The sequence below is a fragment of the Janibacter melonis genome (assembly GCF_020567375.1).
In the GTDB taxonomy this organism is placed as follows: Bacteria; Actinomycetota; Actinomycetes; order Actinomycetales; family Dermatophilaceae; genus Marihabitans; species Marihabitans melonis.
Genome location: NZ_JAJBZM010000001.1, coordinates 490,389 through 516,822, shown reverse-complemented (window position 1 = coordinate 516,822; position 26,434 = coordinate 490,389). Strand labels below are relative to the sequence as shown.

Annotated in this window: 22 protein-coding genes; 10 read left to right on the top strand and 12 right to left on the bottom strand. The window is 74.3% G+C overall.

Annotated elements, in window-relative coordinates:
* Positions 1 to 47 precede the first annotated feature (47 nt).
* The 3 genes from treY to LIV55_RS02430 are packed head-to-tail and all read right to left on the bottom strand — an operon-like array spanning position 48 to position 5,705.
* Positions 48 to 4,226, bottom strand: coding sequence for a malto-oligosyltrehalose synthase (gene treY, locus LIV55_RS17085; RefSeq protein WP_308012864.1), 4,179 nt, complete (start codon positions 4,224 to 4,226; stop codon positions 48 to 50).
* A complete protein-coding gene (gene lipB, locus LIV55_RS02435) occupies positions 4,223 to 4,930 on the bottom strand; it encodes a lipoyl(octanoyl) transferase LipB (RefSeq protein ID WP_123093354.1) in 708 nt (235 codons plus the stop codon). Before lipB ends, treY begins: the two co-directional genes overlap by 4 nt.
* Positions 4,931 to 4,973: 43 nt before the next feature.
* On the bottom strand, positions 4,974 to 5,705 hold the full coding sequence (locus tag LIV55_RS02430) for a Type 1 glutamine amidotransferase-like domain-containing protein (protein ID WP_123093353.1): 732 nt from the start codon (positions 5,703 to 5,705) through the stop codon (positions 4,974 to 4,976).
* Between the two features lie 67 nt (positions 5,706 to 5,772).
* On the opposite strand from LIV55_RS02430, the gene LIV55_RS02425 reads away from it, so the two are divergent.
* On the top strand, positions 5,773 to 7,446 hold the full coding sequence (locus LIV55_RS02425) for a serine/threonine-protein kinase (RefSeq protein WP_229299064.1): 1,674 nt from the start codon (positions 5,773 to 5,775) through the stop codon (positions 7,444 to 7,446).
* Between the two features lie 26 nt (positions 7,447 to 7,472).
* Here the strand turns inward: LIV55_RS02425 and LIV55_RS02420 are convergent, their stop codons facing one another.
* The 5 genes from LIV55_RS02420 to LIV55_RS02400 all read right to left on the bottom strand — a co-directional run bounded on the left by LIV55_RS02420 (position 7,473) and on the right by LIV55_RS02400 (position 15,246).
* The gene (locus LIV55_RS02420; RefSeq protein ID WP_229299063.1) at positions 7,473 to 9,164 is read right to left on the bottom strand and encodes an asparagine synthase-related protein; all 1,692 of its coding nucleotides are present in this window, start codon (positions 9,162 to 9,164) and stop codon (positions 7,473 to 7,475) included.
* A 48-nt stretch (positions 9,165 to 9,212) separates the two neighbouring features.
* The gene (locus LIV55_RS02415) at positions 9,213 to 10,115 is read right to left on the bottom strand and encodes a TIGR01777 family oxidoreductase (protein WP_229299062.1); all 903 of its coding nucleotides are present in this window, start codon (positions 10,113 to 10,115) and stop codon (positions 9,213 to 9,215) included.
* A 5-nt stretch (positions 10,116 to 10,120) separates the two neighbouring features.
* On the bottom strand, positions 10,121 to 12,046 hold the full coding sequence (gene sucB, locus LIV55_RS02410; protein WP_229299061.1) for a 2-oxoglutarate dehydrogenase, E2 component, dihydrolipoamide succinyltransferase: 1,926 nt from the start codon (positions 12,044 to 12,046) through the stop codon (positions 10,121 to 10,123).
* A gap of 119 nt (positions 12,047 to 12,165) precedes the next feature.
* Positions 12,166 to 13,542 carry a dihydrolipoyl dehydrogenase gene (lpdA, locus tag LIV55_RS02405; protein ID WP_229299060.1) on the bottom strand — a complete coding sequence of 459 codons (1,377 nt, stop codon included), beginning with the start codon at positions 13,540 to 13,542 and terminating at the stop codon, positions 12,166 to 12,168.
* Between the two features lie 171 nt (positions 13,543 to 13,713).
* Entirely contained in the window at positions 13,714 to 15,246 is a 1,533-nt protein-coding gene (locus LIV55_RS02400) for a leucyl aminopeptidase (protein WP_191564160.1), read from the bottom strand.
* A 71-nt stretch (positions 15,247 to 15,317) separates the two neighbouring features.
* Here LIV55_RS02400 and gcvT point away from each other — a divergent pair, with 71 nt between their 5' ends.
* Positions 15,318 to 16,424: a glycine cleavage system aminomethyltransferase GcvT gene (gene gcvT, locus LIV55_RS02395; protein ID WP_123093347.1), complete on the top strand. Its 1,107-nt coding sequence runs from the start codon at positions 15,318 to 15,320 to the stop codon at positions 16,422 to 16,424.
* Complete coding sequence (locus LIV55_RS02390) at positions 16,421 to 16,618, top strand: hypothetical protein (RefSeq protein WP_201467182.1); 198 nt, start codon at positions 16,421 to 16,423, stop codon at positions 16,616 to 16,618. The genes gcvT and LIV55_RS02390 overlap by 4 nt, the downstream gene beginning before the upstream one ends.
* Positions 16,619 to 16,703: 85 nt before the next feature.
* Here LIV55_RS02390 and LIV55_RS02385 read toward each other — a convergent pair whose 3' ends face one another.
* The gene (locus tag LIV55_RS02385) at positions 16,704 to 17,291 is read right to left on the bottom strand and encodes a DUF3043 domain-containing protein (protein ID WP_068275200.1); all 588 of its coding nucleotides are present in this window, start codon (positions 17,289 to 17,291) and stop codon (positions 16,704 to 16,706) included.
* A 99-nt stretch (positions 17,292 to 17,390) separates the two neighbouring features.
* Between LIV55_RS02385 and LIV55_RS02380 the strand changes: the two genes are divergently transcribed.
* Positions 17,391 to 18,761, top strand: a complete 1,371-nt coding sequence (locus LIV55_RS02380; protein ID WP_123093345.1) for a dipeptidase — start codon at positions 17,391 to 17,393, stop codon at positions 18,759 to 18,761.
* Between the two features lie 97 nt (positions 18,762 to 18,858).
* On the opposite strand, the gene LIV55_RS02375 is transcribed toward LIV55_RS02380, so the two are convergent.
* Entirely contained in the window at positions 18,859 to 20,310 is a 1,452-nt protein-coding gene (locus LIV55_RS02375; protein WP_229299059.1) for an HNH endonuclease signature motif containing protein, read from the bottom strand.
* A gap of 82 nt (positions 20,311 to 20,392) precedes the next feature.
* On the opposite strand from LIV55_RS02375, the gene LIV55_RS02370 reads away from it, so the two are divergent.
* The 5 genes from LIV55_RS02370 (at position 20,393) to LIV55_RS02350 (ending at position 24,079) form a co-directional block, all read left to right on the top strand.
* Positions 20,393 to 21,475 carry a glutathione S-transferase family protein gene (locus LIV55_RS02370; protein ID WP_229299058.1) on the top strand — a complete coding sequence of 361 codons (1,083 nt, stop codon included), beginning with the start codon at positions 20,393 to 20,395 and terminating at the stop codon, positions 21,473 to 21,475.
* Positions 21,476 to 21,533: 58 nt separating this feature from the next.
* On the top strand, positions 21,534 to 21,779 hold the full coding sequence (locus LIV55_RS02365; protein WP_229299057.1) for a hypothetical protein: 246 nt from the start codon (positions 21,534 to 21,536) through the stop codon (positions 21,777 to 21,779).
* Positions 21,776 to 22,366, top strand: a complete 591-nt coding sequence (locus LIV55_RS02360) for a hypothetical protein (protein ID WP_225985031.1) — start codon at positions 21,776 to 21,778, stop codon at positions 22,364 to 22,366. Before LIV55_RS02365 ends, LIV55_RS02360 begins: the two co-directional genes overlap by 4 nt.
* 24 nt (positions 22,367 to 22,390) lie before the next feature.
* The gene (locus LIV55_RS02355) at positions 22,391 to 23,557 is read left to right on the top strand and encodes a glycerate kinase family protein (RefSeq protein ID WP_229299056.1); all 1,167 of its coding nucleotides are present in this window, start codon (positions 22,391 to 22,393) and stop codon (positions 23,555 to 23,557) included.
* 138 nt (positions 23,558 to 23,695) lie between these two features.
* On the top strand, positions 23,696 to 24,079 hold the full coding sequence (locus LIV55_RS02350; RefSeq protein WP_068275223.1) for a HesB/IscA family protein: 384 nt from the start codon (positions 23,696 to 23,698) through the stop codon (positions 24,077 to 24,079).
* Between the two features lie 108 nt (positions 24,080 to 24,187).
* Here the strand turns inward: LIV55_RS02350 and LIV55_RS02345 are convergent, their stop codons facing one another.
* On the bottom strand, positions 24,188 to 24,733 hold the full coding sequence (locus LIV55_RS02345; RefSeq protein WP_123091948.1) for a hypothetical protein: 546 nt from the start codon (positions 24,731 to 24,733) through the stop codon (positions 24,188 to 24,190).
* On the bottom strand, positions 24,730 to 25,077 hold the full coding sequence (locus tag LIV55_RS02340) for a PadR family transcriptional regulator (protein WP_123091947.1): 348 nt from the start codon (positions 25,075 to 25,077) through the stop codon (positions 24,730 to 24,732). Before LIV55_RS02340 ends, LIV55_RS02345 begins: the two co-directional genes overlap by 4 nt.
* 133 nt (positions 25,078 to 25,210) lie before the next feature.
* On the opposite strand from LIV55_RS02340, the gene LIV55_RS02335 reads away from it, so the two are divergent.
* The gene (locus tag LIV55_RS02335) at positions 25,211 to 26,197 is read left to right on the top strand and encodes a carbohydrate kinase family protein (RefSeq protein WP_123091946.1); all 987 of its coding nucleotides are present in this window, start codon (positions 25,211 to 25,213) and stop codon (positions 26,195 to 26,197) included.
* Positions 26,198 to 26,434 lie beyond the last annotated feature (237 nt).

Genomic DNA, 26,434 nt, shown 5'->3' with positions numbered 1-26,434 from the left:
TCGAGGCTCAGGCCTGGCGGCCCTCGCACCTCGACCAGCCAGGCCGCTCAGGACCGGCGGAGGACCGCGCAGGCGTCGGCGGGGACGACGAGGGTCGAGCCCTCGAGGCTCGCCTCCCACGCCGCGAGCAGCTCGACGTCACCGACCTCGAGACGCACCGGCTCGGTGCCGAGGTTGACGACGACGTCGCACGCGCCGCGGTGCATCGTCACGACGTCGCCGTCGCGCTCGACCGATCCGCTCGTGAGGTCGGCGTCGGAGAGGTCCGGCACGCCGCGGCGCAGGCCGACGAGGGTGCGGTACCACTCCAGCACCCGGGCGTGCGGCTCCTGCGTCGTCTCCTCCCAGCGCAGCTGCGAGTCGCGGTAGGTCTGCGGCGACTGCGGGTCGGGCACGTCACCGCCCCAGCCGTGCGCGGAGAACTCCGTCGCCCGACCGCGCGACACGGCCTCGGCGAGCTCGGGCTCGGTGTGATCGGTGAAGTACTGCCACGGGGTCGAGGCGCCCCACTCCTCACCCATGAAGAGCATCGGCGTCCACGGCCCGGTGAGCAGCAGCGCGGCCCCGCACGCGAGGCGACCGGTGCTCACGAGGTGGGTGAGGCGATCCCCCTTCGCGCGGTTGCCGACCTGGTCGTGAGTCTGCAGCGAGGCGACGAAGCGCCAGCCCGGCGTCCGCTCGGGGTCGACCGGACGCCCGTGCGTGCGCCCGCGGAAGCTCGAGTACGTCCCGGCGTGGAAGAAGGGGGTGGCGACGAGGGTGTCGAGAGCCTCGGGCGCGGCGAAGTCCTCGTAGTAGCCCTGGGTCTCGCCGGTGAGCAGGACGTGCAGCGTGTGATGCACGTCGTCGGCCCACTGCCCGGCCAGGCCGAGCCCGCCGAAGCCCCCGGCCGACCGCGGCACGACCGTCGCGGGGTCGTTGCGGTCGGACTCGGCGACGAGCAGCAGCTCGCGGCCGAGCTCGTCGGCGAGGTCGTCGACGGCCTCGGCGAGCTGCTCGAGCACGTGCACCGCGCTCTCGTCGACGAGCGCATGGACGGCGTCGAGCCGCAGCGCGTCGACGTGGAAGTCGCGCAGCCACATGCGCGAGTGGTCGACGAGGTAGCGGCGGACCTCGTCGGCGCGGGGGCCGTCGAGGTTGAGCGCCGGCCCCCACGGGGTCATGTGGGTGTCGGTGAAGTACGGCCCGAAGCGGATGAGCGTGTTGCCGCTCGGCCCGAGGTGGTTGTGCACGACGTCGAGGCAGACGGCGAGCCCGCGCGCGTGCGCGGCGTCGACGAAGCGCGCCAGCGCCTGCGGCCCGCCGAGGTCGGGGTGCACGGCCCAGATGTCGACGCCGTCGTAGCCCCAGCCGTGGTGCCCGGGGTAGGTCGCGACCGGCATGAGCTCGACGACGGTGACGCCGAGGTCGACGAGGTGGTCGAGCCGCTCGACCGCGGAGTCGAGCGTGCCCTCGGGCGTGAAGGTGCCGACGTGCAGCTCGTAGATCACGGCACTGCGAAGGGGGACCCCCTGCCAGTGCTCGTCGGTCCACGTGAAGGCGGAGGTGTCGACGACCTGGGACAGACCCATCGGCCCGTCCGGCTGCGCGAGCGAGCGCGGGTCGGGCGAGGTCTCGCCGCCGTCGAGCGCGAAGCCGTAGCGCTCGCCGTCGACCCGGTCGGCATCGCTGCGCCACCAGCCGCCCTCCTCGCGGACCATCGGCTCGCGGGTCTCACCGTCGTCACCTGCACGCACGAGCTCGACCTGCTCGGCGTCCGGCGCCCACACGCGGTGGGGGCCGAGGTCGGCCGGGGTCTGCTCCTGCGCGGCGGCGGCCGCGGTGCCGGTGGTGGCGACGTCCGCGTCCGGCTCCTCGAGCACCAGCAGCGCGACGGGGGCCTGCGCGAAGACGTCGGCGCAGCGCAGCGCACCGCCGTCGTGCACCGCACCGCTCAGCACGTCGGTCCACCGACCGGGGGAGAGGTCGACCCCTTCGTCGCCCCACCCGCCGGCGTGCTGGAGCCGCCCGGGCGCCCGGGTCACGAGGACCGCGACGCGGCCCGAGCGCACGAAGCCGGTGACGTGCTCGGAGCCCGTCGTGACCGGCTCGTACGTCGCCTCGCCGCCGAAGAGCTCGGGGTGGTCGTGCCGCAGCCGCAGGGCGGTCGCGGTGAGGTGCAGCTTCTCGAGGTGCAGGCTCGCCTGTGGGTCGGTCTCGGAGGCGTCGAGGTCCGCGAGGTCGGCGAAGCGACCGGCGAAGTCGACGGGGCGACGGTTGTCGGGGTCGACGAGGGAGAGGTCGACACCGGCGCAGCCCTGGTAGACGTCGGGCATGCCCGGCAGGGTGAGCTGTAGGAGCTTGGCCGCGAGCACGTAGGCGCGCACGTCGTCGCCGAGCTGGTCCTCGGCCGCGTCGAGCGCCTCGCGCACCGGACCGCCGCGGTTGGCCCGGGTCGCGAAGTCGATGACCCGCGCCTCGTGCTCGGGGTCGCCGTCGACCCAGGCGGTGCGCTCCTTGCCCTCGCGCATCGCCTTCGTGAGGTACTCGCCGAGGCGCTCGTCGGTGAGACCGCGCGCCCCGAGGAGGGTCTGCCACACGAGGTGCGCGGTGGGCCGGTCGACGCCGGCCTCGTCGGCGGCGCTCGCCGCGACCTCGGAGAGCCGGCGCCACAGCTGCGGGCGCCCGGAGGCGGCGAGCACGCGGGCTCGCACGTCCTCGCTGCGCTTCGTGTCGTGGGTCGACAGCGTCGTCATCGTGCGCGGCCAGTGGGCCTGCGCGTGCCGGGCCCAGTCGTGCATGAGCTCGGGAGAGGCGTCCGCGACGACGTCGGGGTCGCTGCCCACCTCGTTGAGCGCGACGAGACGGTGCCAGCGGTAGAAGGTCGTGTCCTCGATCCCCTTCGCCATCACCGGGCCCCACGTCTGCTGCAGGCGCACGCCGAAGTCCGTCGCCGCGGCCTCGTCGTCGGCGAGCAGGGTGAGGGGGCGAAGGGAGTCGAGCTCGGCCGCGAGGTCGGGGCGGGACGCGAGCGCCCGCTCGAAGGCCTCGTCGATGCGCTCGCGGTCGCCCGGCGCCGGGCGCTCGTCGGGCCGCACGTAGGCGCGGTAGACCTCGCCGGCGACGAGGATCTCGACGACGGCGGCGCGCAGCCGGTCCGGCGCGAGACCCGGCAGGGCCTCACGGGCGCGTCGGGTGAGCCGCTCGACCTCGGGGGCGAGCGAGCGGTCGACGACGTGCCGCTTCGCGGTCTCGACGGCGTCGTCGAGCGAGGCGGTGCCGCCGGTCGCGGCCCACGTCTCGTCGAGCGTCGGCGCCGAGGCGGGGTCGGTGAGCGCGGCCTGCACGACGCGCAGCGCGTCGTAGCCGGTCGTGCCGGCGCAGCGCCAGTCGTCGGGCAGGCGCTCGGTGCCCTCGAGGATCTTCTCGACCCAGATGGGGGTGCCGGGGCGGCACGCGGCGGTCAGCTGGTCGAGGTACCCCGTGGGGTCGGCCAGACCGTCCGGGTGGTCGACGCGGAAGCCGTCGATCGCCCCTTCGTGGTGGAGCTCGAGGAGCAGCGCGTGCGTCGCGTCGAAGACGTCGTCGAGCTCGACGCGCACGGCGATGAGCTGGTCGACCTCGAAGAAGCGGCGGTAGTTGAGCCACTCGTCCTTGTGCCGCCAGTGCTCGAGCCGGTAGTGCTGGCGCGAGAGCAGCTCGGGCAGGTCCTCGGTGTCCTCGCTGCCGAGCACGAGGGGCAGGACGTGGTCGCCGTAGCGGATGACGGGGCGACCCTCGTGGACGTCGCGGGTGATCTGGCCGTCGGCGACGAGCTCCTCGAGCGGGGCGCCGAGGACGGGCAGGCCGAGACGACCGCCGCCGGCCTTCCAGTCGATGTCGAACCAGTGCGCGGTCGGGGCGTCGCGCCCCTCGGTGAGGACCTGCCACAGCGGGGCGTTGAGGTGCTCCGGCGAGGGCAGCGCCATGTGGTTGGGGACGACGTCGACGACGACACCGAGGTCGTGCTCGTGGGCGGTCGCGACGAGAGCGCGGAAGCCCTCGACGCCGCCGAGGTCTGCGCTGACCCGGGTGTGGTCGACGACGTCGTAGCCGTGGGCGCTGCCCGGTGAGGCCTGGAGGATCGGCGAGAGGTAGAGGTGGCTGACGCCGAGCGTCGCGAGCATCGGCACCTGGGTCGCCGCGTCGGCGAAGGTGAAGCCCGCGTGCAGCTGGAGTCGGTAGGTGCCGGTGACGGGCCGGCTCACGCGGCGCCCGTCGCGGAGGCGGTGGCGGTGGGGGCCGACGCGGTGGCGTCCGGCGCGGTGCTGATCTGACTCGACCAGTCGAGGACCTCGGCGAGGTGGCGCTCGACGAGCGGCAGCACCTCGGCGACGGTGATCTCGCGGCCGGCCTCGCGGGAGAGCGTGGAGACGTCGGCGTCGGGGATGCCGCACGGCACGATCGACTGCGCCCAGGACAGGTCGCAGTCGCAGTTGAGCGCGAAGCCGTGCATCGCGACGTCGCGGCTCACGCGGATGCCGATCTGCCCGACCTTGCGGTCACGGCCGCGCTCGTCGGCGAGCACCCAGATGCCCGAGCGACCCTCGACGCGGGTCGTCTCGACGCCCACGTCACGCGCGACGCGGATCATCATCTCCTCGAGCCGGCGCACGTAGGCGACGACGTCGACGGGGTCGGGCAGGTGGACGATCGGGTAGCCGACGACCTGGCCCGGCCCGTGCCAGGTGATCTTGCCGCCGCGGTCGACGTCGATGACCGGGGTCCCGTCGAAGGGACGCTCGTGCGAGACGGTCCGCTTGCCGGCGGTGTAGACCGCGGCGTGCTCGAGCAGGAGCACGGTGTCCTCGCGCTCGCCGGCGACGACCTGCGCGTGCACCTGCTTCTGACGCTCCCAGGCGTCCATGTAGTCGACGAGATCAGGGGAAAAGCCGAGGTGCTCGAAGCGCATGTCTCGGAGCCTACGCCGCTACCGGGCGGTCATCTGCCGCCGTCTACCGGGCAAGCTCGACGGTCGGCAGCGCGACCTCGACGGCCGCGCCGTCGTCCCCCTTCGTCACGCGGTAGCAGCGCGCCCCGGGCCGCTCCGTGACGCACCCGACGAGCTCGGTGCCCTCGTAGTGCAGGCCGGCGCCGTCGTCGGTGCAGTGCGTCTCGCCGAAGGTGCCGTCGGCGACGAGACGGTGGATCGTGGGGCGCCGGCGTGCCTCGGAGTCGTGGTGCACGCCGTTGTCGAAGGGGAGCAGCCCGAGACCGTCGCGCACGGCCCGCAGCTCGGGGCCGAAGGAGTCGGTCGTCCCGCCGCGGAACCAGCAGATCGAGCCCGCGCTCACCCCGGCGAGGACGACGCCCGCCTCCCACACCCGGCGGAAGGTCTGCTCGAGCCCGTGGACCCGCCACACCGCGAGGAGGTTGGCGACCGACCCGCCGCCGACCCACACGACGTCCTGCGCGAGGAGGTGGGCCTCGACGTCGTCGAGCGTCGGCATGGGGAAGAGGTTGACGTGGGTGAGCTCGACACCCGCGCGAGAGGCGGCCTCGCCGAGCTGGGCGTTGAAGGAGCGCTGGTCCCCGCTCGCCGTGCCGAGGTGCGCGACCCGGGGGCGACCCTGCGGGCGGGAGAGCCCGATGGCGTGGTGGACGAGCGGGCCGAGGGCGAGGTCACCGCGCTCGGGACGGGCGTAGCCGCCGGAGGTGGCGAGGATCGTCGGCTCGGCAGCGGTCATGCTCCTGTCCTACCAGGCCTGTGGATGACTCCGCGGCGAGGTCGGCCCCCTCGGGCAGCCTGGAGGCATGGACGAGTCGCCGCACCCCGTGAGCACGCTCGACCCCACCGCCGACCTGCCGCACGTGCCCGGCTACCGGGTCACCCGGCGGGTGGCGCGGGGCGGCACCTCGACCGTCTACCGCGCCCGGCGCGAGAGCGACGACTCCCTCGTCGCGCTCAAGGTGCTCGACGCGAACGCCGACGAGCGCGCCCTGCGCGAGCACGAGCTGCTCGCGCAGAGCGCCCTGGAGCACTGCGTCGGCGTCCACGGGTGGGCGACGACGCAGGGCGAAGGGGGACCCCGCCCCGTCCTCGTCCTCGACTGGATGGCGGGCGGCAGCCTTCGAGACGTGGTCGGCGCTCGCGGCTTCCTCAGCGCGGGGGAGTGCGTGACCGTGCTCGTGCCGCTCGCCACCGCGCTGGGGCAGCTGCACCGGCGCGGCGTCGTGCACGGCGACGTCAGCCCCGGCAACGTCCTGCTCGACTCGACCGGGCGCCCGGTGTGGTCTGACCTCGGCTGGTCGCGGCTCGTCGGGGTCGACCCCGGTGAGGCCGACCTGTGGGGCACCGAGGGGTACGTCGCGCCCGAGGTGACCCTCGGCCGGCAGCCCTCGGAGGCGAGCGACGTCTTCGGGCTCGGCGCGATCGCCTGGGCCTGCCTGACCGGCGCGGCTCCGGGCCACCGGGCGACCCGGCCGGTCCTCGCCGAGGTGGCGCCGCAGGCGCCGCCGGAGCTGCGGGCCGTCGTCGAGGAGTGCCTCGAGCCGGACCCCGCCGCCCGGCCCGACGTCGACGACGTCGCCGCTCGGGTCTTCGCCGCTGCGGACGCGGAGCCGCTCGTCCTCGTCGTGCCCTGCGACGTCGACAGCTCGCTCACCCGGCGCATCCGCGAGGCGGCGGTGGCCGACATCCACCCCGACGACCTGCCCGTGTGGGAGCGCGACCTCACCCTCGAGGAGCCGCGGCGCTGGTGGCGGCCCTGGCGGCGCGACGACGAGATCGACCTGAGCCGCGACGAGCCGGCGCCGGCGTCGACGTCACGGACGGGTCGGCGGCCCGCTCCGGCCGGTCGGCGTCACGCCGCGCGGGAGCGGGGCGGGGGTGCGCACGCCGGTGCGGTGGACCGCTCGGCGGTGCGCTCGTGGGTGCTGCCCGGAGCGGCTCTCGCGCTCGCCGTCGTGCTCTCGGTGCTCGTGCCGTGGGAGCGGCTCGCCCAGGCCGAGCAGGCGCCGGGGGCGTCGACGTCGAGCACGTCGGGCTCCGGAGGCGGTGCCGCGGCGGGGGAGCCAGCAGAGGGCGAGGCCGCGCTCGACCCCCGCGCTGCGCGGGAGCGACCGGCCGAGCTCATGACGGAGCTGGCGAGGCTGCGCGCCCGGGTGCTCACCGAGCAGGACACCGACCTGCTCGCCCGTCTCGTCGTGCCTGGGTCGCCGGCCGAGCGGGCCGACCGCGTCGTGCTGCGCCGGCTCGCCGAGGGCGGGCACCGCTACACGGGGCTGGCCCACCGCGTGAGCGGCGTGTCGCTCGTGCGCAGCTCGAGCAGCACCGACGTCGTGCTCCGCGCGAGCATCGCCACCTCGGCGTACTCCGTGAGCGGACCGGCGGCGCGACGACGCCCGGCGCAGCCGGCCGTCATCACCGACGTGCACCTGACCTACCGCGACGGGCGATGGCGGGTGGTCGACCTGCGCCAGCCCTGACCCGAGTGGTCATCAGCGGGTGGTCGTCAGCGGGTCGACGTCGCGTGGAGGAGGTTGACGACGAAGGCCGTGCCGGCGTCGTCGAGACTGGCACCGCCGTGCGCGAAGCCGGTCACCCAGCCGCGGGCGAGGAGGTCCTCGTCGGCAAGCCGGTGCAGGCCCGACGGGTCTGCGCGCCATGCCTCGTGGACGGCCGCTGCCCAGGTCCGGCTGACGGCCGAGGGCGCGCTGCGCCCGGCGAGGCGCTGGCGCGCCTTGCGGGCGACCCGACCGGCGAGCAGACGGGAGCGCTGCACCTGACGCGCCGGGCCCGTGCGCAGGTTGACGATCGGCGGCGGCCGTCCGTCGAGCGGCACGAGGGCGAGGTCGCGGTCGAGCTCGACGAGGACCCGGGTGAGGAAGGTCGAGGACGCCCGCTCGCGCGGTGGCAGGGCGAGAGCCTGCTCGGCGACAGCGGGGTGCATCATCGGGTTGACGACGAGCCGGCGGTCGAGCGTCGCCGAGCCGAGGACACCGGCCCACCGGCGCATCCGCTGGTGGAGGTAGAAGAGGTCCGTGGCCTGACGCCACCCCGGGTCCTCGTCGAGCACGAGCGGCGTTAGCCGGGCGATCGTGCTCTCCTCACGGCCGTCCAGACGGGGGCCGAGCACCTCGGGGGCGACCGACTCGTTGGGGAAGAGGCGCCACCGCGCGAGGCGCGCGACGGTGCGGGGGCCGGGGCGCGGCACCGGCTCGGCGTAGTAGAAGCCGCGCATCGTCTCCCCGCCCAGGCCGACGAGCCTCGGGCGCGAGGCCCACTCGCCCTCGGTGGCGTGCAGGGAGGCCACGGAGACGGGGTCGGCCATCGCGTCGAGCCGGTGCGCTGCCGACATCACCTCGGGCATGACGTCGGGCCCGGGCGGCTGCGGCTCGAGGACCACGTGCCGCATCCCGTGGGCGGCGGCCAGCGAGGCAGCCATCGGTGCGTCCTGAGAGCCCGGCACGGCGATCGTCAGCGCGGTCACCTCGGGCCGGCGCGACGGTGGCACCGCCGCGAGCAGGATGCGCGAGTCGTGGCCGCCGGTGAGCTGGAGGGCAGCACTCGGCTCGGCGGTCAAGAAGGCGTCGACCTGCTCGCGGATGATGTCGGCGACCCGGACGGCAGCCTCACGCGGGTCGTCCGTCGGGGGAGGTGCGGTTGGGGCGCCCAGGGGGACGAGCTCGCTGCGTCCCTCCCGCAGGCGCACCCCGTGCCCGTGGGGCGGGGTGGAGATGCCCTCCCACGGCGTGGCCTCTCCCGCCTGCCAGCCGAGCAGGCTCTGGGTCTGCAGGGCCTGGGAGTCGACGGGTGCTCGGGTGAGGTGGGCCAGTGCCGTCGCGGAGGTGGACACGGCCGCTGCACCCGCTGTCGACGCGAGGTAGACCTGTCGGAAGCCGAGGACGTCCGTCGTCACGGTGAGGGTGCCGTCCTGATCGAGGCGGGCCTGCGCGAAGGGGGGCACCTCCGCCCCTGCGCCCGGCCAGGGCTGCGGGGACAGGGGGACGACGAGGGTGTCGCCCTCGGTCCTCGGCTCGACGCCGGCGAGGAGGAGCGTCGTCGCGCCGCGGCGGACGACCTCGAGGCCTGGCCGGTGCGCGTGCAGGCGGCTCAGGTCCCACCCGTCGTCGGGCCCGCGCTGCGTGAGACCGACGACGACGTGCGGACGGTCGGGCATGCCCATCGTCTCCCCCCAGGCCACGGCGACCGACGGTCGCCACAAGTGTCTGGGCCCGAGGCTAGTGCGGGGTCAGCCCTGCTCGCGGAGCATCCAGCGAACCAGCGTCTCCAGATCGGGGTGCTCCCACGCGAAGCCGCCGTCGGACAGCCGGGTGGGCAGTACACGGGTGGAGGAGAGGATCTCGCCGGCGAACTCGCCGAGGACGACCCGCAGGGCCGGCGAGGGGGCCGGGAGCAGGGCGGGACGGTGCAGCTGGTGCCCGATCTCGCGCGCGACGTCACGCTGACGGTAGGGCTGCGGCGGGGCGAGGTTGACCGGGCCCTCGACGTCGGAGTCGAGGAGCCACACGAGCGCCGCGACCTCGTCGTCGAGGGAGATGAGCGGCCACCACTGGCGGCCGCGGCCGAGCGGCCCGCCGAGACCGAGACGGCCCAGACGCAGCAGCGGCCCGGTCGCGCCGCCGTCGCGGGTGGCGACGAGCCCGGTGCGGGCGTGGGCGACCCGGACGCCGCCGTCACGCGCGGGGTCGGCGGCCTCCTCCCAGGCCCGGACGACCTCGGTGAGGAAGCCGTGGCCCGGTGCGGAGTCCTCGGTGAGCACCTCGTCGGCGCGGTCTCCGTAGATGCCGATGGCAGACCCGGCGACCATCCGGGGCACGCCGGCCGAGGCGGCGGCCCGGGCGAGGGTGCGGGTGGTCTCGACCCGCGAGGTGAGGATGAGCTGCTTGTACGACGGGGTCCACCGCTGGTCGCCGACCCCGGCGCCGGAGAGGCAGACGACCGCGTCGGCGCCCTCGAGCACGGCCGGGTCGAGCTCACCGCTCGAGGGGTCCCAGCGTCGCTCGTCGGCGGACTGCGGCTCGCGCCGCACGAGACGGACGACCTCGGTGCCGCGCTCGCGCAGAGACGCCGAGAGCGCGCTGCCGATCAGACCGGAGGACCCGGCGACGACGACGCGCTCTCGGACGTGCATGCTGCTCAGGCCTCGAAGCTGCCCTCCTCGAGACGCGCCTTGACGGTCCCGAGGAAACGAGCGGCGTCGGCGCCGTCGACGACACGGTGGTCGTACGACAGGGCCAGGTACATCATCGAGCGCACGGCGATCGTCTCGCCGCCGTCGGCGTCGGTGACGACGATCGGACGCTTGACGATCGCGCCGGTGCCGAGCATGGCCACCTGCGGCTGGTTGAGGATCGGGGTGTCGAAGAGCGCACCCCGGCTGCCGGTGTTGGTGATCGTGAAGGTGCCGCCGGACAGGTCGTCCGGGGTGATCTTGTTGGCGCGGGTGCGCTCGGCGACGTCGGCGATGGCGCGCGCCAGACCGGCGACGTTGAGGTCGCCGGCGTTCTTCACGACCGGGGTGAGCAGACCGCGCTCGGTGTCCACCGCGATGGAGAGGTTCTCCGAGCCGTGGTAGACGATCTCCTCGCCCTCGACGCTGGAGTTGACGACCGGGTGCTGCTTGAGCGCCTCGGCCGTCGCGAGCGCGATGAAGGGCAGGAAGGACAGCTTCGTGCCCTCGCGGCGCTCGAAGTCGGCCTTGGTGCGGGCACGGACCCGGGCGATCTTGGTCATGTCGACCTCGACGACCGTCGTCAGCTGGGCCGAGACCTGGAGCGACTCGACCATCCGCTGGGCGATGACCTTGCGCAGGCGGGTCATCTTCTCGCGGGTGCCGCGCTTGCTCGGCGAGACGCTGCTCTCCATGCCGCGGGGCGGGGTGCTCGAGGACGCCGGGGCCTGCGCCGCCGGGGCCTGGGCCGCGGGAGCGCTCGGCTGCTCGGCGGGGGCGTTCTTCGCACGGGCCGCCTCGAGGACGTCCTCCTTGCGGATGCGGCCGCCGACGCCCGAGCCCTGCACGTCGGCGAGGTCGATGCCGTTGTCGGCCGCGAGCTTGCGCACGAGCGGGGTGACGTACTTCGACGCGTCCTGGGGGGCGCTGTCGCCGGAGGCGGGAGCCGAGGTGCTCGAGCCCGAGGCCGGGGCCTGCTGGGTCGCCGCGGACTCGCCACCGGTGGAGGGGGCGGACTGACCGGCCGGCTGGTCGGCGACGTCGCCGCCCTCGCCGTCCTCGGGGAGGGACTCGTCCTTCTGGGCGCTGTCGTCGGTGTCCTCGGAGGAGGCGCTCTCCTGCGTCTCCTGCGCCGGCTGCTCCTTCGGGGCCTCCTGCTTCGGGGCCTCTTCCTTCGGGGCCTCCTGCTGGGGCTCCTCCGCGGAGGCGGAGCCGCCGCCGGACCCGCCGATGACCGCGAGGTCGGCGCCGACCTCGACCGTCTCGTCCTCCTGGACGAGGATCGAGGTGAGCGTGCCCGCGACGGGCGAGGGGATCTCGGTGTCGACCTTGTCGGTGGAGACCTCGAGGAGCGGCTCGTCGACCTCGACCTCGTCGCCCTCGGCCTTGAGCCAACGGGTGACGGTGCCCTCGGTGACGGACTCGCCGAGCGCCGGCATCTGGACCTTCTGGCCCTCGTCGGTGCTCGCGGTCTCGGCCTGGGGCTTCTTGGCGGGCTCGTCCTCGGCGGTGCTCGGCGCGGTGGCCTCCTCCTCCGCCTCGGCCTGCTGCTCCTGCGTGTCGGCGGCGTCCTCGCTCGCGGCGGGGGACTCGGCCTGCTCGTCGGCGCTGTCGTCGGCGCCGCCCTCGTCGGAGCCGGAGCTCGCGGGGGCGTCGCCGTCACCGATGACGGCGAGGTCCGCGCCGACCTCGACGGTCTCGTCCTCCTCGACGAGGATCTCCTGCAGGGTGCCCGCGACGGGCGAGGGGATCTCGGTGTCGACCTTGTCGGTCGAGACCTCGAGGAGCGGCTCGTCCACCTCGACGCTGTCGCCGACGCTCTTGAGCCATCGAGTCACGGTGCCCTCGGTGACGGACTCCCCGAGGGCCGGCATGGTCACGCGCTCTGACATGGCGTTGTTTCTCCTTCGTCGACATCACGCTGGTCGCGGTCGTTGGGTCTCACACTCTCACGCGGACAGGCTCGATGGAGAGCCAGGTCACGTGCTGGCTGCCCATCTTGTCAGGGCGATCAGGCGTGGGCGTGGAGGGGTCGCCCGGCGGCGAGCATCGCCGCCTCGCCGAGGGCCTCGCCCTGCGTCGGGTGGGCGTGCACGAGCGAGGCGACCTCCTCGGGGTGGGCCTCCCAGCCGACCATGAGCTGGGCCTCGCCGACGAGCTCGCTGACGCCGGCGCCGATCATGTGGACGCCGAGCACCGGGCCGTCGACCTCGCGCACGACGGTGATCGACCCGCTCGTGCCGCGGATGATGCTGCGGCCGTTGCCGCCGAGCGGGTAGGTCGAGCTGGCCACCTCGTGACCGGCGGCCTTCGCCTGCGCCGAGGTGAGGCCGACCGAGGCGATCTCGGGGTCGCAGTACGTGACGCGCGGGATCTGCACGTCGACCACGGGCGCGGGCTCCAGCCCCGCGACGTCCTCGGCGACGAAGATCCCGTGCGCGAAGCCGCGGTGGGCCAGCTGCAGGCCGGGGACGAGGTCGCCGACGGCGCGCACCCCGTCGACGTCGGTGCGCAGCCGCTCGTCGGTCGGCACGAAGCCGCGCTCAGTGCGCACGCCGACCTCCTCGAGCCCGAGGTCCTGGGTGCGCGGACCGCGGCCGACGGCGACGACGACGAGCTCGACCTCGAGCGGGTCGCCCTCCTCGAGACGCACGACGACGGTGTCCGCGCCGGCCTCGACCGAGGCGACGCGGGCGCCGGTGCGGGTGGTGATGCCGCGCTTCTTGAAGCTGCGCTCGAGCACCTTGCTGATCGCGGGCTCCTCGCCCGCGACGAGACGGTCGAGCGCCTCGACGATCGTGACGCGCGACCCGAGGCCGGCGAAGACCGACGCGAGCTCGGACCCGATGACGCCGCCGCCGAGCACGGCGACGCGCTCGGGGATCTCCTCGATGCGCAGGACGCCGTCGCTCGTCATGACCCGCGGGCCGAGCTCGACGCCCGGCAGGGTGCGGGCCTGGCTGCCCGTCGCGAGGACGACGGTGCGACCGGTGACCCGGCGGCCCTCGACCTCGACGGTCGTCGCGTCGACGAGCCGGCCCCGCCCGGGCACGACCTCGGTGCCCGACTGGGTGACGAGACCGACGAGACCCTTGTGCAGCTGCCCGACGACCTTGTCCTTGTACGCGTGCAGAGCCGGCACGTCGACCCCCTCGAAGGAGGTCCGCAGCCCCATCCCCGCCCCGTGGCGCGAGGCCTCGGCGACCTCCGCGGCGTGGAGCATCGCCTTGGTCGGGATGCACCCGCGGTGCAGGCAGGTCCCGCCCACCTCGGCCTCCTCGACGAGGGCGACGGTGAGCCCGAGCTGGCGCGCGCGCAGCGCGCAGGCGTACCCGCCGCTGCCGGCTCCGAGGATCACGAGGTCGAAGGGGGTCGTGGGGTCTGCCACGGTGTGCTCCTTTGCATCAGTGGTGCCCGGGGTGACGGACGGGGCACAGCGTAGAGGCTGCGCCGAGAGCGCCCGACCACGGCCGGGACGCACGGAGCCCGACCACGGCCGGGACGCACGACGCCCCGCACCCGGAGCCGGGTGCGGGGCGTCGTGCTCGGCGGTGCCGGGTCAGGCGAGGTCCTCGAGGTAGCGCAGCATCGTCGCGACGCCGACACCGGTCCCGCCCTTGGGCAGGTGGTCTCGCGCACCGCCGTCGCGGAAGGACGGGCCGGCGATGTCGAGGTGCGCCCACGGGATGGTCTCGCCGTCCTTCGTGCGGGCGAACTCCTCGAGGAAGATGCCCGCCGTGAGGGCGCCGCCCATCCGGTCGGCCTTGTGCGCGATGTCGGCGACGAAGGAGTCCAGGCCCGGGCGCAGGTCGCGCGGGAGCGGCAGCGGCCACGACGGCTCGTCGGTCGCGGCCGACGCGACGCCGACGGCGTCGCGCACGGACTCGTCGTTGCTCATGACGCCGTAGATGTCCGGGCCGAGGGCAACCATGCAGGCGCCGGTGAGGGTCGCGATGTCGAGGATGACCTCCGCGCCCTGCTCGGCGGCCAGCGACATGCCGTCGGCGAGCACCATGCGGCCCTCGGCGTCGGTGTCGAGGATCTCGACGGTCATGCCGTTGCGCATCGTCACGACGTCGCCGGGGCGCTGGGCGTTGCCGCCCGGCATGTTCTCGGCGAGGCACAGGTAGCCCGAGACGGCGACGGGGACCTCGAGCTCGGCGGCGGCGACGACGGTCGCCGCGACGGCGGCGGCGCCGGCCATGTCGGACTTCATCGTCGCCATCGAGGCGGCCGGCTTGATGCAGACGCCGCCGGTGTCGAAGGTGATGCCCTTGCCGACGAGCCCGACGTGGGGGGCCTTGCGCGAGCGCGACGGGGTGTAGGTCATCTGCACGATGCGCGGCGGGCGAGAGGAGCCCTGGCCGACGCCGACGATGCCGCCGAAGCCCCCCTTCGCCAGGTCCTTCTCGTCGAGGACGGTGAGGCTGATCTTGCCCGGGCTGGCCTTGACGGTCTCCGCGACGCGGTCGGCGAAGGACTGGGGGTAGAGCAGGTTGGGCGCGGTGTTGACGAGGTCGCGCGCCCAGGCGACGGCGCGGCCGAGGACCTCGGCGCGGGCGAGGACGTCCTTGGGGGCGTGCTCCTTGCCCAGGGTCGTGCCGATCTCGACGGTCTCGAGCCCGCCCTCGGCGTCCGCGGACTTGTGCGCGGTGAAGGAGTAGGAGCCGCTGAGCGCACCCTCGGCGATCGCCGCGAGCTGCGCGGGGCCGTCATGGGGGAGCAGCAGGCGCACGGAGCTGGCCTTGGGCAGGGCGCGGGTGGCGGCGCCGGCGGCACGACGCAGGGTCTCGGTGGTCGGCGCGTCGTCGCCGAGGCCGACGAGCAGGAGGGTGCGGGCGCGCAGACCGGCGGGCGCGGCGGCGAGCGTCGTGCTGCCGAGCGCGGTCTTCGGGGCGAGCACCTCGACGAGCGAGGCGATCTCGTCGGCCAGCGCGGCGTCGAGCTCGACGCCGGTGGCGACCTGCGCGGCGGGCGCCGCGTCCTTGCGGCGGCGGCCCCCCTTCGGGCTCTCCGCGGGGCGGAGGCCGACGACGACGGTGTCGCCGGAGTAGCCGGCCAGGGAGGTGTTGCCGAGGGCGAGACGGGGCACGGGTGTCCTTCCGGTGGGGTGCGATCCGTCACCACGCTATCCCGGATCCTGAGACGAGTAGCCTTCGCCGCATGACGCAGACCCAGCGCACCTCACCGCTGCACCAGGCCCATGTCGACCTCGGCGCGAAGATGGCCGACTTCGGCGGCTGGCAGATGCCCATCGAGTACCCCGGCGGCGGTGTCGTCGCCGAGCACACGGCGGTGCGCGAGCGCGTCGGCGTCTTCGACGTCAGCCACCTCGGCAAGGCGAGCGTCACCGGCCCGGGGGCCGCCGCCTTCGTCAACCGCTGCCTCACCAACGACCTCGGCCGGATCGAGCCGGGCAAGGCGCAGTACACGCTGTGCTGCTCCGAGACCGGGGGCGTCGTCGACGACCTCATCGCCTACCTGCGCTCGGAGGACGACGTCTTCCTCATCCCCAACGCCGCCAACACCGCGACCGTCGTGCAGATGCTGCGCGACGAGGCGCCCGAGGGCGTGAGCGTCACCGACCAGCACGAGGACTACGCCGTGCTCGCCGTCCAGGGCCCGCTGAGCGACGAGGTCCTCACCGCGCTCGGGCTGCCCGTCGACCACGAGTACATGTCTTTCGAGGAGGCGGACTTCCAGGGCACGCCGATCACCGTGTGCCGCACGGGCTACACGGGTGAGCGCGGCTACGAGCTCGTCGCCCCGAGCTCGGCGGCCCCGGCCCTGTGGGCGGCCCTCATGGAGCAGGTCACGCAGCGCGGCGGTCTGCCCGCCGGTCTCGGGGCGCGCGACACCCTGCGCACCGAGATGGGCTACCCGCTGCACGGCAACGACCTCAGCCTCGACATCACCCCCGTCATGGCCGGCTCCGCGTGGGCGGTCGGCTGGGAGAAGGAGAGCTTCTGGGGGAAGGAGGCACTCGTCGCCCAGCGCGTCGCGAAGGAGTCGCGCGTGCTCAAGGGTCTCGTCGTCACCGGCCGCGGCATCCCCCGCGCGCACTGCGCGGTGAAGGACGCCGAGGGCACCGTCGTCGGCGAGGTCACCTCGGGCACCTTCAGCCCGACGCGCAAGGAGGGGATCGCCCTCGCGCTCCTCGACCGCTCGGTGAGCCTCGGCTCCCAGGTCGTCGTCGACGTCCGCGGCCGCGACCTGCCCGCCGAGGTCGTCAAGCCCCCCTTCGTCCAGGTGCAGGTGCGCGCGTCATGACCGAGCGCTGGCGCTTCCGTTACGAGGGCGGCGAGGGCGCGCCCTCGTCCTCGACCGACTTCCCGACGCAGGCCGACGCCGAGTCGTGGTTCGCGGGGGAGTGGTCCGAGCTCGCCGAGCAGGGCGTCACCGCGGTGACCCTGCTGCACGAGGACGCCGAGGTCTACGGCCCGATGCCGCTCGACCCCGCCTGACCGCACCGCACCCCGCACCGCTCATGACGAAGGGGTGCCCCGGACCGCTCGGTCCGGGGCACCCCTTCGTGGTGCGGGCGAGAGGTCAGGACAGCGGCGCGCCGCGCTCGACCTGGGGCTTGGGCATCCGGGTCCGGCGCATCTGGAAGCTGCGCATCCCCGCGTACATCGGCAGGCCCTTGAGATCGGTGTCCTCGCCGAACTTCGCGAGGATGCCCTTCTTCGTGCGGCGCCACAGCAGGACCGCGTCGAGGACGGCGAGGGCGAAGAGGACGTAGACGCCGAGGAAGAAGAGCGTGGCGATGCTCGGCGCGATGACCGACATGACGAGCACGGCGAGCATGAGGAGCAGAAGCATCTCGCCGAGGTTGAAGCGGCGGTCGACGGCGTCGCGCACGTAGCGGCGCACCGGGCCCTTGTCGCGCGGGGGCAGGTTGCGGTCGTCGCCGGTCATCATCGCCTGGCGCATCTTCATGCTCTGCTCGCGGCGCGCGGCCCGGTCGGCGCTCTTCGCGGCCTTGGGGTCGTTCTGCACCAGCGGGCGCCGGCGGGCGGCCTCCTGGTCACGCCGCTTCGGGGTCGGTCGACCCTTCGCCCCGTCGCCCCGAGGGCGATCCGACAGCGCGGCCTGCTCCTGGAGCTCCTGCTCGCTCTTGCTCTTGCGTCCGAACACGACGTGAAGTCTAGGTGCACGCACCACCCGCTCCCCGCCGCCCCGACGGCGCGGCCCGCCGCGGGGGCGCGCGCACGCCCTCGCGGTAGCGTCCCCCACGTGACTTCGCCCGACGTGCTCAGCCAGGACCAGATCCAGACCATCCGCGACCGCGTGCGTGACCTCATGCCCGGTGTGCGCGCCGACCTCGAGGCGCTCACCCGCATCCCGAGCGTCAGCCTCGACTCCTTCGACCAGGCCCAGGTGCAGCGCAGCGCCGAGGCGACCGCGGAGCTGCTGCGGGCGGAGGGCCTCGACGTCGAGATCGTCAGCGAAGGGGGACGCCCCGCCGTCATCGGCCACGTCGCCGGCCCCGAGGGCTCGCCGACCGTCCTGCTCTACGCGCACCACGACGTCCAGCCCCCCGGGGCCCTCGAGGACTGGGACACCGACCCCTTCGAGCCCACCGAGCGCGACGGGCGGCTCTACGGCCGGGGCGCCGCGGACGACAAGGCCGGCGTCATGGCCCACGTCGCCGCGCTGCGCGCGCACGCCGGCGATCTGCCGTGCAGCGTGCGCATCTTCGTCGAGGGCGAGGAGGAGATCGCCTCGGAGTCGCTGCCGCGGATCCTCTCCGAGCACGGCGACAAGCTCGAGGCCGACGCGATCGTCCTGGCCGACTCGCTCAACTGGGCGATCGGCACCCCGGCGCTCACGACGACCCTGCGCGGCTCGATCCGCGCCGTCGTCACCGTGCGCACGCTCGACCACGGCGTGCACTCCGGCATGTTCGGCGGGGCCTGCCCCGACGCCCTGACCACCCTCGCCCGGCTGCTCGCCACCCTCCACGACGACCAGGGCGACGTCGCGATCGAGGGCCTCAAGGCCACCGACGCCCCCGAGCTCGACTACGACGAGGCGCGCCTGCGCGAGGAGTCCGGCCTGCTGCCGGGCACCGAGCTCATCGGCACCGGCTCGATCCTCTCGCGGCTGTGGACCAAGCCGGCCGCCGTCGTCATCGGCATCGACGCCCCCGCGGTCGACGAGGCGGGCAACGTGCTCAACGCGTCGGCGCGGGCGAAGATCAACCTGCGCCTGCACCCGCAGGAGGACCCGCAGGACGCGTGGGCCGCGCTGCAGCGCCACCTCGCCGACTACGCCCCGTGGGGCGCCACCGTCGAGGTCGAGCTCGACGAGCAGGGCTGGGGCTTCGCCGCCGACGCGCAGGGGCCGGTCTACGACCAGGCCCGCGCCGCCTTCGCCGACGCGTGGGGCACCGACCCGGTCGACGTCGGCATCGGCGGGTCCATCCCCTTCGTCCAGGCCTTCGCCGAGCGCTTCCCCGACGCGGCGATCCTCGTCACCGGCGTCGAGGACCCCGACACCCGCGCCCACGGCGCGAACGAGTCCCTGCACCTCGGCGAGTTCGAGCGCACCTGCGCGGCGGAGGCGCTGCTCTTGGCCCGTCTCGGCGCGATGCCCCGCGGCTGAGCGCACTCGGCCCGCTCGCCCCTCCTCCGGGATCCCACGACATCCACCGGGATCCCACGAGACCCGGGCGCGCACCTCACCCGGCGCGGGGTTGTCCTCAGCCGGCGCGGGGCAGGATCGTCAGCGCCTGGTCGTAGGAGCCGGGGGTGAGGTCCCAGATCACGTGTGGTGGCCCGTTGTCGGGTGGGTCGGTGTCGAGGTGTCCGTGGAGGCGGCGGGTGTGGACGATCGTGTGGTGGCGGGCGCAGAGCAGGGCGGCGTTGCTGAGGTCGGTGGGTCCGCCGTCGGCCCAGTGGATGAGGTGGTGGGCGTCGGTCCACCGGGCGGGGGCGGTGCATCCGGGGTAGGTGCAGCCGCCGTCGCGCAGCCACAGCTGGCGGGTCATGGCGGGGGTGAAGAGGCGGACGGCGGTGCCTTGGTCGAGGACCTGGCTGCGGCTGCCCAGGACGACGGGGATGACCTCGGCGTCACAGGCCAGGCGGCGGATGGTGTCGGGCGCGAGGAGGGTGCCGGTGTCCAGGCCGCCCAACGTCCGGGCCGCACCCGTGCGTGCACGGAGGTCCTCGAAGGTCATCGTCAGCAGCAGTGTGGCCTTGGCGCCGCGGCCGGCCCTGGTGTCCATGCCTGCCACCGCGGTGCGGACGAGGTCGAGGAGAGCGTCGGCGCGGCGCTGGTCGCTGGTGCGCAGGTCGGGCTCGCGGATGCCGGTGTCCTCGTCCTGGGTCGGGGCTGGTGCGGACAGGGCCTCGATGGCGGCCTCGAGGACGGCGGCGCCCTCGGGGTCGAGGACGAGGCGGTACTCGTGCAGCCCGTCGTCGACGACGGGCCGGGACAGGGCCCGGGCGCGGCGGAGCCGGTCGTGCTCGGTGTCGAGCTCGCCGGGGATCCCGTGGCGGGCGAGGAGCTCGGGGCACACGGATCGCACCCCGGGGGAGCCGTGCAGGTGGCCCATCTCGATCATCGCGGTCAGGACGCTGTCGCGGGCTCCGTCGACCAGGCGGGACTCGATCCGGGAGATCTCGGTGATGACGGTGCGCGCGACGGGCAGCGTCAGGGTGCCGTCCTCGACGGCGTCGCGCAGCAGGGTGTTGGCGGGTCGGGACAGGTCGAGCACGGCCTGGGCGATGGTGCCGCACCCACCTTGGCGGGTGCTCGGCGCGTGCTCCCTGACCCAGGCGGGCAGGGACGGGGCGTCTGACTGGGCGACCTCACCACGCTCGTGGGCTTGCGCGGTGACGACGTAGCGCCCAGCGGCGGCCAGGGTGGTCAGCTCGTCCAGGACGCCCATGACCTCCATGAGCTCGGGTCCGTTGGCCTGGTGGATCGCGCTGCTCAGACCGCGCAGGGCCCGCACCGCGGCGTCGAGGACGTCGCGGCGCTCGGCCCAGGTGAGCGGGTCGTCGGGCGCGGTGCCGGCACCAGCAGCGGTCGCCTGTCGGATCGGGACGCCGGGAGCCGGACCAGCACAGGTCCAGCCGCCCGCGGCACTGCCCGTGGGCACGGACCACACACCCCTGATCGGGGTGGTCGGAGCCGGCGTCGGTGCCATGGACCAACGCTAGGGGCAACCACCGACAACGGGCGGCGCGCGACCGGCGAGGCGACCGGTCACGACATCTAGGGTGAGCGGCATGGCACAGGGCAGCTACGTCGAGCAGGACTTCACCCGGGACACCAACTACATCGGCGACCGCATCCTCGCCGAGCCCGACCCCGCGAAGGGGCCCGGGAGCGACATGCCGGTGGGGGAGCAGGAGTGGCCGGTCGAGGCCGGTCGCTACCACCTCGTCGTGGCCCGCGCCTGCCCGTGGGCCAACCGCGCGATCATCGTGCGCCGCCTGCTGGGGCTCGAGGACGCCATCTCCATGGGGGTGGCCGGTCCGACCCACGACGCCGACAGCTGGACCTTCGACCTCGACGAGGGGCACCTCGACCCGGTGCTGCAGATCCCGCGGATCAAGGACGCGTACGAGGCGCGGGTGCCCGGCTACCCGCGCGGCATCACGGTCCCGGCCGTCGTCGACATCCCCTCCGGCCAGGTCGTGACCAACGACTTCCCGTGGATCACCTACGACATGTCTGGGCAGTGGCGTGAGCACCACCGCGAGGGAGCGCCCGACCTGTGGCCCGAGGAGCTGCGGGCCGAGATGGACGAGGTCAACAAGCGGGTCTACACCGAGGTCAACAACGGGGTGTACCGCTGCGGCTTCGCCGGCACGCAGGAGTCCTACGACGCCGCCTACGAGCGGCTGTGGACGGCCATGGACTGGCTCGAGGAGCGTCTGTCCACCCGGCGCTACCTCGTCGGCGAGCACATCACCGAGGCCGACGTGCGGCTCTTCACGACCCTCGCCCGCTTCGACGCCGCGTACCACGGTCACTTCAAGTGCAACCGCTCGAAGCTCACCGAGATGCCCGTCCTGTGGGCGTACGCGCGCGACCTCTTCACCACGCCCGGCTTCGGCGACACGACGGACTTCGTGCACATCAAGGCGCACTACTACGGCGTCCACCGCGACATCAACCCCACCGGCGTCGTGCCCCTCGGGCCGGACCTGTCGGGCTGGGCCGAGCCGCACGGACGCGAGGCGCTCGGGGGGTCCCCCTTCGCTCCGGGGGCGACCGCCCCCGGTCCGGTGCCCGAGGGCGAGCGGGTGCCGGTCGAGCACAACCCGCACGTCGACCCGGCGACCGGGCTCGTGCGCACCACCTGACGACTTCTTTGTCAACGAGACGTTGACGCTCCGCCGTGCGTCAACTTAAGGTTGACGCATGACTCCTCGGCACGTCTCCCTCCTCACGCGGTCGGGCCTGACCTTCGTGGCCCTCGGGGCGCTCACCTTCGTCGGCAGCCTCGTCGTCGACTCGGGGTTCGTCCATGGCGCCTTCCAGGGCGCGACCGTCGCGCTCATGGTCGGCGGCGCCTACCTCCTCGGCCGTCGGCTGTGGTCCTCGGACGCAGACCCGGACGAGGACGGCATGTGGCTGCCCAGCCGTGACGGGGCGGACGAGCGGTGAGCGACCGGGTGCAGGTCGTCGACCCGGGGCTCGCCGACCGGGTCGGGCGGGCCGTCCTCGGCGAAGGGGTCGACCCCGAGCGGGCTGACGATCACCTCGCCATCGTCGGTCGGGCCGCCCAGGCCGACGAGGTGACCCGAGACCTGCTGCGCCAGGCGGTCGCCGCCGCCCGGGCCCACGGGCACAGCTGGGCGGCCATCGGGGGAGTGCTCGGCCTGAGCCGTCAGGCGGTGCAGCAGCGCTTCGGATCCGAGACCGACCCCGGTGGCGGCGCCGCAGAGCCCGGCGCGGGGACGACCGGGCAGCGACGCCGGCTCGGTCCGGTGACCGCGCTCGACGAGCTCGCCGAGCTCGAGATCGCCGGTCGGCAGGGCTGGCGCACCGTCGGCGCGGGCATGTTCTACCACCTCGTCGAGCGCACGGACACGCAGTGGGAGCACCGCCGCGTCGTGTGGAGCCGTCCCGCCGAGCACTACGCCAGGGACGGGTGGCAGGTCGGCTGCCGGGCCTTCCCGTGGCTCTACCTCGTCCGCGACACCGGACGACCTGCCGAGCGCGGCGGCGCCCTGGGGCCGGACGCAGGCTGAGCCCGCTCGGTACAGTCACCTCCCGTGCACGTCCTCATCGCCCCCGACGCCTTCACCGGCACGCTCACCGCGACCCAGGCGGCGGAGGCGATGGCACAGGGGTGGCGCCGCGCCGCCCCTGACGACCTGCTGACCCTGCTGCCCCTGTCCGACGGCGGTCCAGGATTCCTCGACGTCCTCGCCGGTGCCATCGGCGGCGAGAGCGTGCTCGTCACCGTCGGCGACCCGCTCGGCCGGCCGGTGCCCGCGACGGTCCTCGTGACGACCGACGGCGAGCGGCGCACGGCCTGGGTCGAGAGCGCCCAGGCCGTTGGGCTGCACCTCCTCGAGGCCAACGAGCGCGACCCCGCGGTGACGACCTCCGCCGGTCTGGGCGAGCTCGTCCTCGCCGCGGTCGAGACGGGCGCCGACCGGGTCGTCGTCGGGCTCGGCGGGTCGGCCACCAACGACGCCGGCGCCGGGATGCTCGCCGTCCTCGCCGGGCTCGAGGAGGGCACGCTCACCCGTGGGGGGCTGGCCCTCGGCGCGGTGGCGCCCGACGACCTCGTCGACGTCGTGCCCCGGGCCCGCGAGGCCCTGCGCGACGTCGAGCTCGTCGCGGCGACCGACGTCGACGTGCCGCTGCTCGGTCTCGACGGGGCGAGCGCGAGCCACGCCGAGGACAAGGGCGCCAGCCCGCAGCTCGCCCAGGACCTCGAGGGCGCCCTCGGGCACCTCGTCGCCGCCGTGACCGCGGCGCACCCGGCGCCGACCGACCTGCTGACCGGCCGACCTCGCCGGCTCGACCGCGAGCCAGGGGCCGGCGCCGCCGGTGGGATCGGCTACGCGCTGCTCGTCCTCGGCGCCCGGCGCGTGAGCGGCGTCGACACGACGCTGGAGGCGGTCGGGGTCGACATGCTCGTCGGCGCGGCCGACCTCGTCCTCACCGGCGAGGGCTGCCTGGACTGGCAGTCGCGCCAGGGCACGGTCGTCAGCGGCGTGTGCACCGCGGCGGGCCGCCACGGCACGCCCGTCGTCGTCGTCGCCGGCCGGGTGCTCCTCGGTCGGCGCGAGGCGATGGCGATGGGGGCGAGCGGGGTCTACGCCGTCGCCGAGTCGCTCGCCGACCTCGACGCCTCGCTCGCCGACCCGGTGCCACGGCTCACCGCCCGGGTCAGCCGTGTCGCGGCCACGTGGTCACCGGGTCGCTGACCGCGCGCTGCGACCCCGGGGCTGCCGCCCTCGGCTCGCCCTGACGTACATTGGGGGTGCGGGAAGATCTCCGGCACCGCCGGTGTTCACCCCGCTGACGGGATCTACGCCCGCCCCCCGAGACACGTGAGGATCACCATGAGCGTCCAGGACGAGACGGTCACGACGACCACCGAGCAGGCCACCGCCGAGGAGACCCACGGCGTGCTGCTCACCGACCTCGCGGCTGGCAAGGTCAAGTCCCTCCTCGAGCAGGAGGGTCGCGACGACCTCCGCCTGCGCGTGGGTGTGCAGCCCGGTGGCTGCTCCGGCCTGATCTACCAGCTGTACTTCGACGAGCGCACCCTCGACGGCGACCTCGTCCGCGACTTCGACGGCGTCGGCGTCGTCGTCGACCGGATGTCGGCCCCGTACCTCACCGGTGCGACGATCGACTTCGCCGACACGATCGAGAAGCAGGGCTTCACGATCGACAACCCCAACGCCGGCAGCTCCTGCGCCTGCGGCGACTCCTTCAGCTGATCGAGCGCTGCCGGTGAGCGAGCACGAGCTCACCACGCACGACGGGCCCCTCACCTCGCGGTGAGGGGCCCGTCGTCGTCTGCGGGTCCGGGGCCTCGGCTCGAGCTCTCAGGCCCGCGGGCTGGAGGCCGCGGGCGCGCGGTGGCCCCGGCGCAGCAGCCGCCACGGCTGGGCGACAAGCACGAAGGTGAGCAGCGGCAGCCCGAGGAGGTACCCGCCGATGCCCCCTGCGCCGGCGGAGTAGCTGCGGCCGGGGTCGACCTGGGCGGTGTAGTCGACCCCGAACCACGGGAAGACCGTGCCGCTCACCTCGCGCCCCGTCGCCCCGCTCGCCTCGACGCCCGAGGTGAAGGCGATCGCCGTGAGCACGCAGCCGAAGAGGACGACGGTGAAGACGGCGGCCGCGGCCATCGCGGCCTGAGACCACCGCGGGCGGGTCGGGTCGGTCTCCGTGGCGCCGAAGGCGAGCTCCTTGGGGGAGCCGATGCCGAAGAGCGCGCGGGTCGTGCCGACGTCGGTGCTCGCCTCGGCGAGGTTGGCGCGCAGCTCGCGTCGCAGGTCGCGGCGTCGCGACCCGCGCACGCCGCGCATCTCGAGCCAGAAGTCGTAGCGCAGGATCGCGGACTCGATCCGGGCCCGGTCGATGATCGTCATGCTCTCTCCCCTGAGGTGGGCGACACGGTGGTCGCGGTCTGGACGGACGAGACGAGGTGCTCCCAGGCGGAGCGCCGCGCGACGAGCTCGGCCCGGCCGGCCTCGGTGAGGCCGTAGTACTTGCGGGCCGGGCCGGACTCGCTGCGCACGAGGTGCGACGCGAGGAGACCGGCGCCCTCGAGCCGGGTGAGGGCCGGGTAGACCGTGCCCTCGGCGAGGTCGTCGAAGCCGGCCTCGCGCAGCTGGGTGACGAGGCCGTAGCCGTAGCTGTCGCCGGTCGACAGCACGCTGAGCAGCAGCAGCCCGAGGACTCCCTTGAGCATCTGCGGGTCGTGGGTGGGCATGGCGCAACTGTCCACCCGCTACCTAGCGATGTCAAGTACCAGACGGTGCACAGCACAGAGCGGCGACGGTGGCGGTCCGACGACCCCGGGTGGTGGGCCGTGGGTGCGGCGACCCGCCGGATACAGTGCGGCGGTGCGCATCGCCATCGCCGGATCCATCGCCACCGACCACCTCATGACCTTCTCGGGCCGTTTCGCCGACTCCCTCGTCGTCGACCAGCTCGACAAGATCTCGCTGAGCTTCCTCGCTCACAAGCTCGACATCCGACGAGGGGGCGTCGCCGCGAACATCTGCTTCGGCATGGCGCGCCTGGGCCAGCACCCGGTGCTCGTCGGGGCCGTAGGCGAGGACTTCGCCGACTACCGCTCGTGGCTGGAGCGCCACGGCGTCGACTGCGCCTCCGTGCGCGTCTCCCAGACGCAGCACACGGCTCGCTTCGTGTGCACGACCGACGACGACATGGCCCAGATCGCGACCTTCTACGCGGGCGCGATGTCCGAGGCCCGCGAGATCGAGCTCGGGCCCGTGGCCGACCGCCTCGGGGGCCTCGACCTCGTGCTCGTCGGCCCCGACGACCCCGAGGCCATGCGCCGGCACACCGACGAGTGCCGCAAGCGCGGCATCCCCTTCGTCGCCGACCCGAGCCAGCAGCTCGCCTTCAGCGACGGCGCCTTCATCCGCGACCTCGTCGAGGGGGCCGAGTACCTCATCACCAACGAGTACGAGTCGCACCTCACCGAGCAGAAGACCGGCTGGAGCCAGGACGAGATCACCGCGCGCGTGCGCTTCCGGGTGACGACCCTGGGCAAGGACGGCGTGCGGATCACCGGCGCCGAGCTGCCCGAGCCGGTCGTCGTCCCCGCTGCCCGTGAGGTGCGCAAGGCCGACCCGACCGGGGTCGGCGACGCCTTCCGTGCCGGCTTCATCACCGGCATCGCCATCGGCCTGCCGCTGCGCGAGTCGGCCGAGGTGGGCTCGATGCTCGCGACCTACGTCATCGAGACCGTCGGCACCCAGGAGTACGAGCTGGGGCGCGAGGACTTCGTCGCCCGCTTCCGCGAGGCGTACGGCGACGCGAGCGCCGACCTGCTCGTCGACGCCCTGGCGGCCGCGGCCTGAGCGTCGTGACGCCCGGGGCGAGCGGCTCTGCGCCGCGGTCCCCGCAGGTCCCGTACCCGCCGGGGGGGGGGGGGGGGGGCCCGGGGGGGCGGGGGGGGGGGGGGGGGGGCGCCCCCGCCCCCCGCGGGGGGGGGCGGCGCGGGCGCGGCGGGGGGCCCCCCGGGGCCCCCCGGCTGGCCCGGGCGCCCCCCCGGGGGCCCCCCCCCCCGGGCCCCCCCCCCCCCCGCGGGGCCCCCC

Bases quoted from the DNA above. Each gene is read 5' to 3' on its own strand.
- lipB (WP_123093354.1), bottom strand. From the start codon at position 4,930: ATGCGCTTCGAGCACCTCGGCTTTTCCCCTGATCTCGTCGACTACATG.
- LIV55_RS02430 (WP_123093353.1), bottom strand. From the start codon at position 5,705: ATGACCGCTGCCGAGCCGACGATCCTCGCCACCTCCGGCGGCTACGCC.
- LIV55_RS02425 (WP_229299064.1), top strand. From the start codon at position 5,773: ATGGACGAGTCGCCGCACCCCGTGAGCACGCTCGACCCCACCGCCGAC.
- LIV55_RS02415 (WP_229299062.1), bottom strand. From the start codon at position 10,115: ATGCACGTCCGAGAGCGCGTCGTCGTCGCCGGGTCCTCCGGTCTGATC.
- sucB (WP_229299061.1), bottom strand. From the start codon at position 12,046: ATGTCAGAGCGCGTGACCATGCCGGCCCTCGGGGAGTCCGTCACCGAG.
- gcvT (WP_123093347.1), top strand. From the start codon at position 15,318: ATGACGCAGACCCAGCGCACCTCACCGCTGCACCAGGCCCATGTCGAC.
- LIV55_RS02390 (WP_201467182.1), top strand. From the start codon at position 16,421: ATGACCGAGCGCTGGCGCTTCCGTTACGAGGGCGGCGAGGGCGCGCCC.
- LIV55_RS02375 (WP_229299059.1), bottom strand. From the start codon at position 20,310: ATGGCACCGACGCCGGCTCCGACCACCCCGATCAGGGGTGTGTGGTCC.
- LIV55_RS02370 (WP_229299058.1), top strand. From the start codon at position 20,393: ATGGCACAGGGCAGCTACGTCGAGCAGGACTTCACCCGGGACACCAAC.
- LIV55_RS02365 (WP_229299057.1), top strand. From the start codon at position 21,534: ATGACTCCTCGGCACGTCTCCCTCCTCACGCGGTCGGGCCTGACCTTC.
- LIV55_RS02350 (WP_068275223.1), top strand. From the start codon at position 23,696: ATGAGCGTCCAGGACGAGACGGTCACGACGACCACCGAGCAGGCCACC.
- LIV55_RS02345 (WP_123091948.1), bottom strand. From the start codon at position 24,733: ATGACGATCATCGACCGGGCCCGGATCGAGTCCGCGATCCTGCGCTAC.
- LIV55_RS02340 (WP_123091947.1), bottom strand. From the start codon at position 25,077: ATGCCCACCCACGACCCGCAGATGCTCAAGGGAGTCCTCGGGCTGCTG.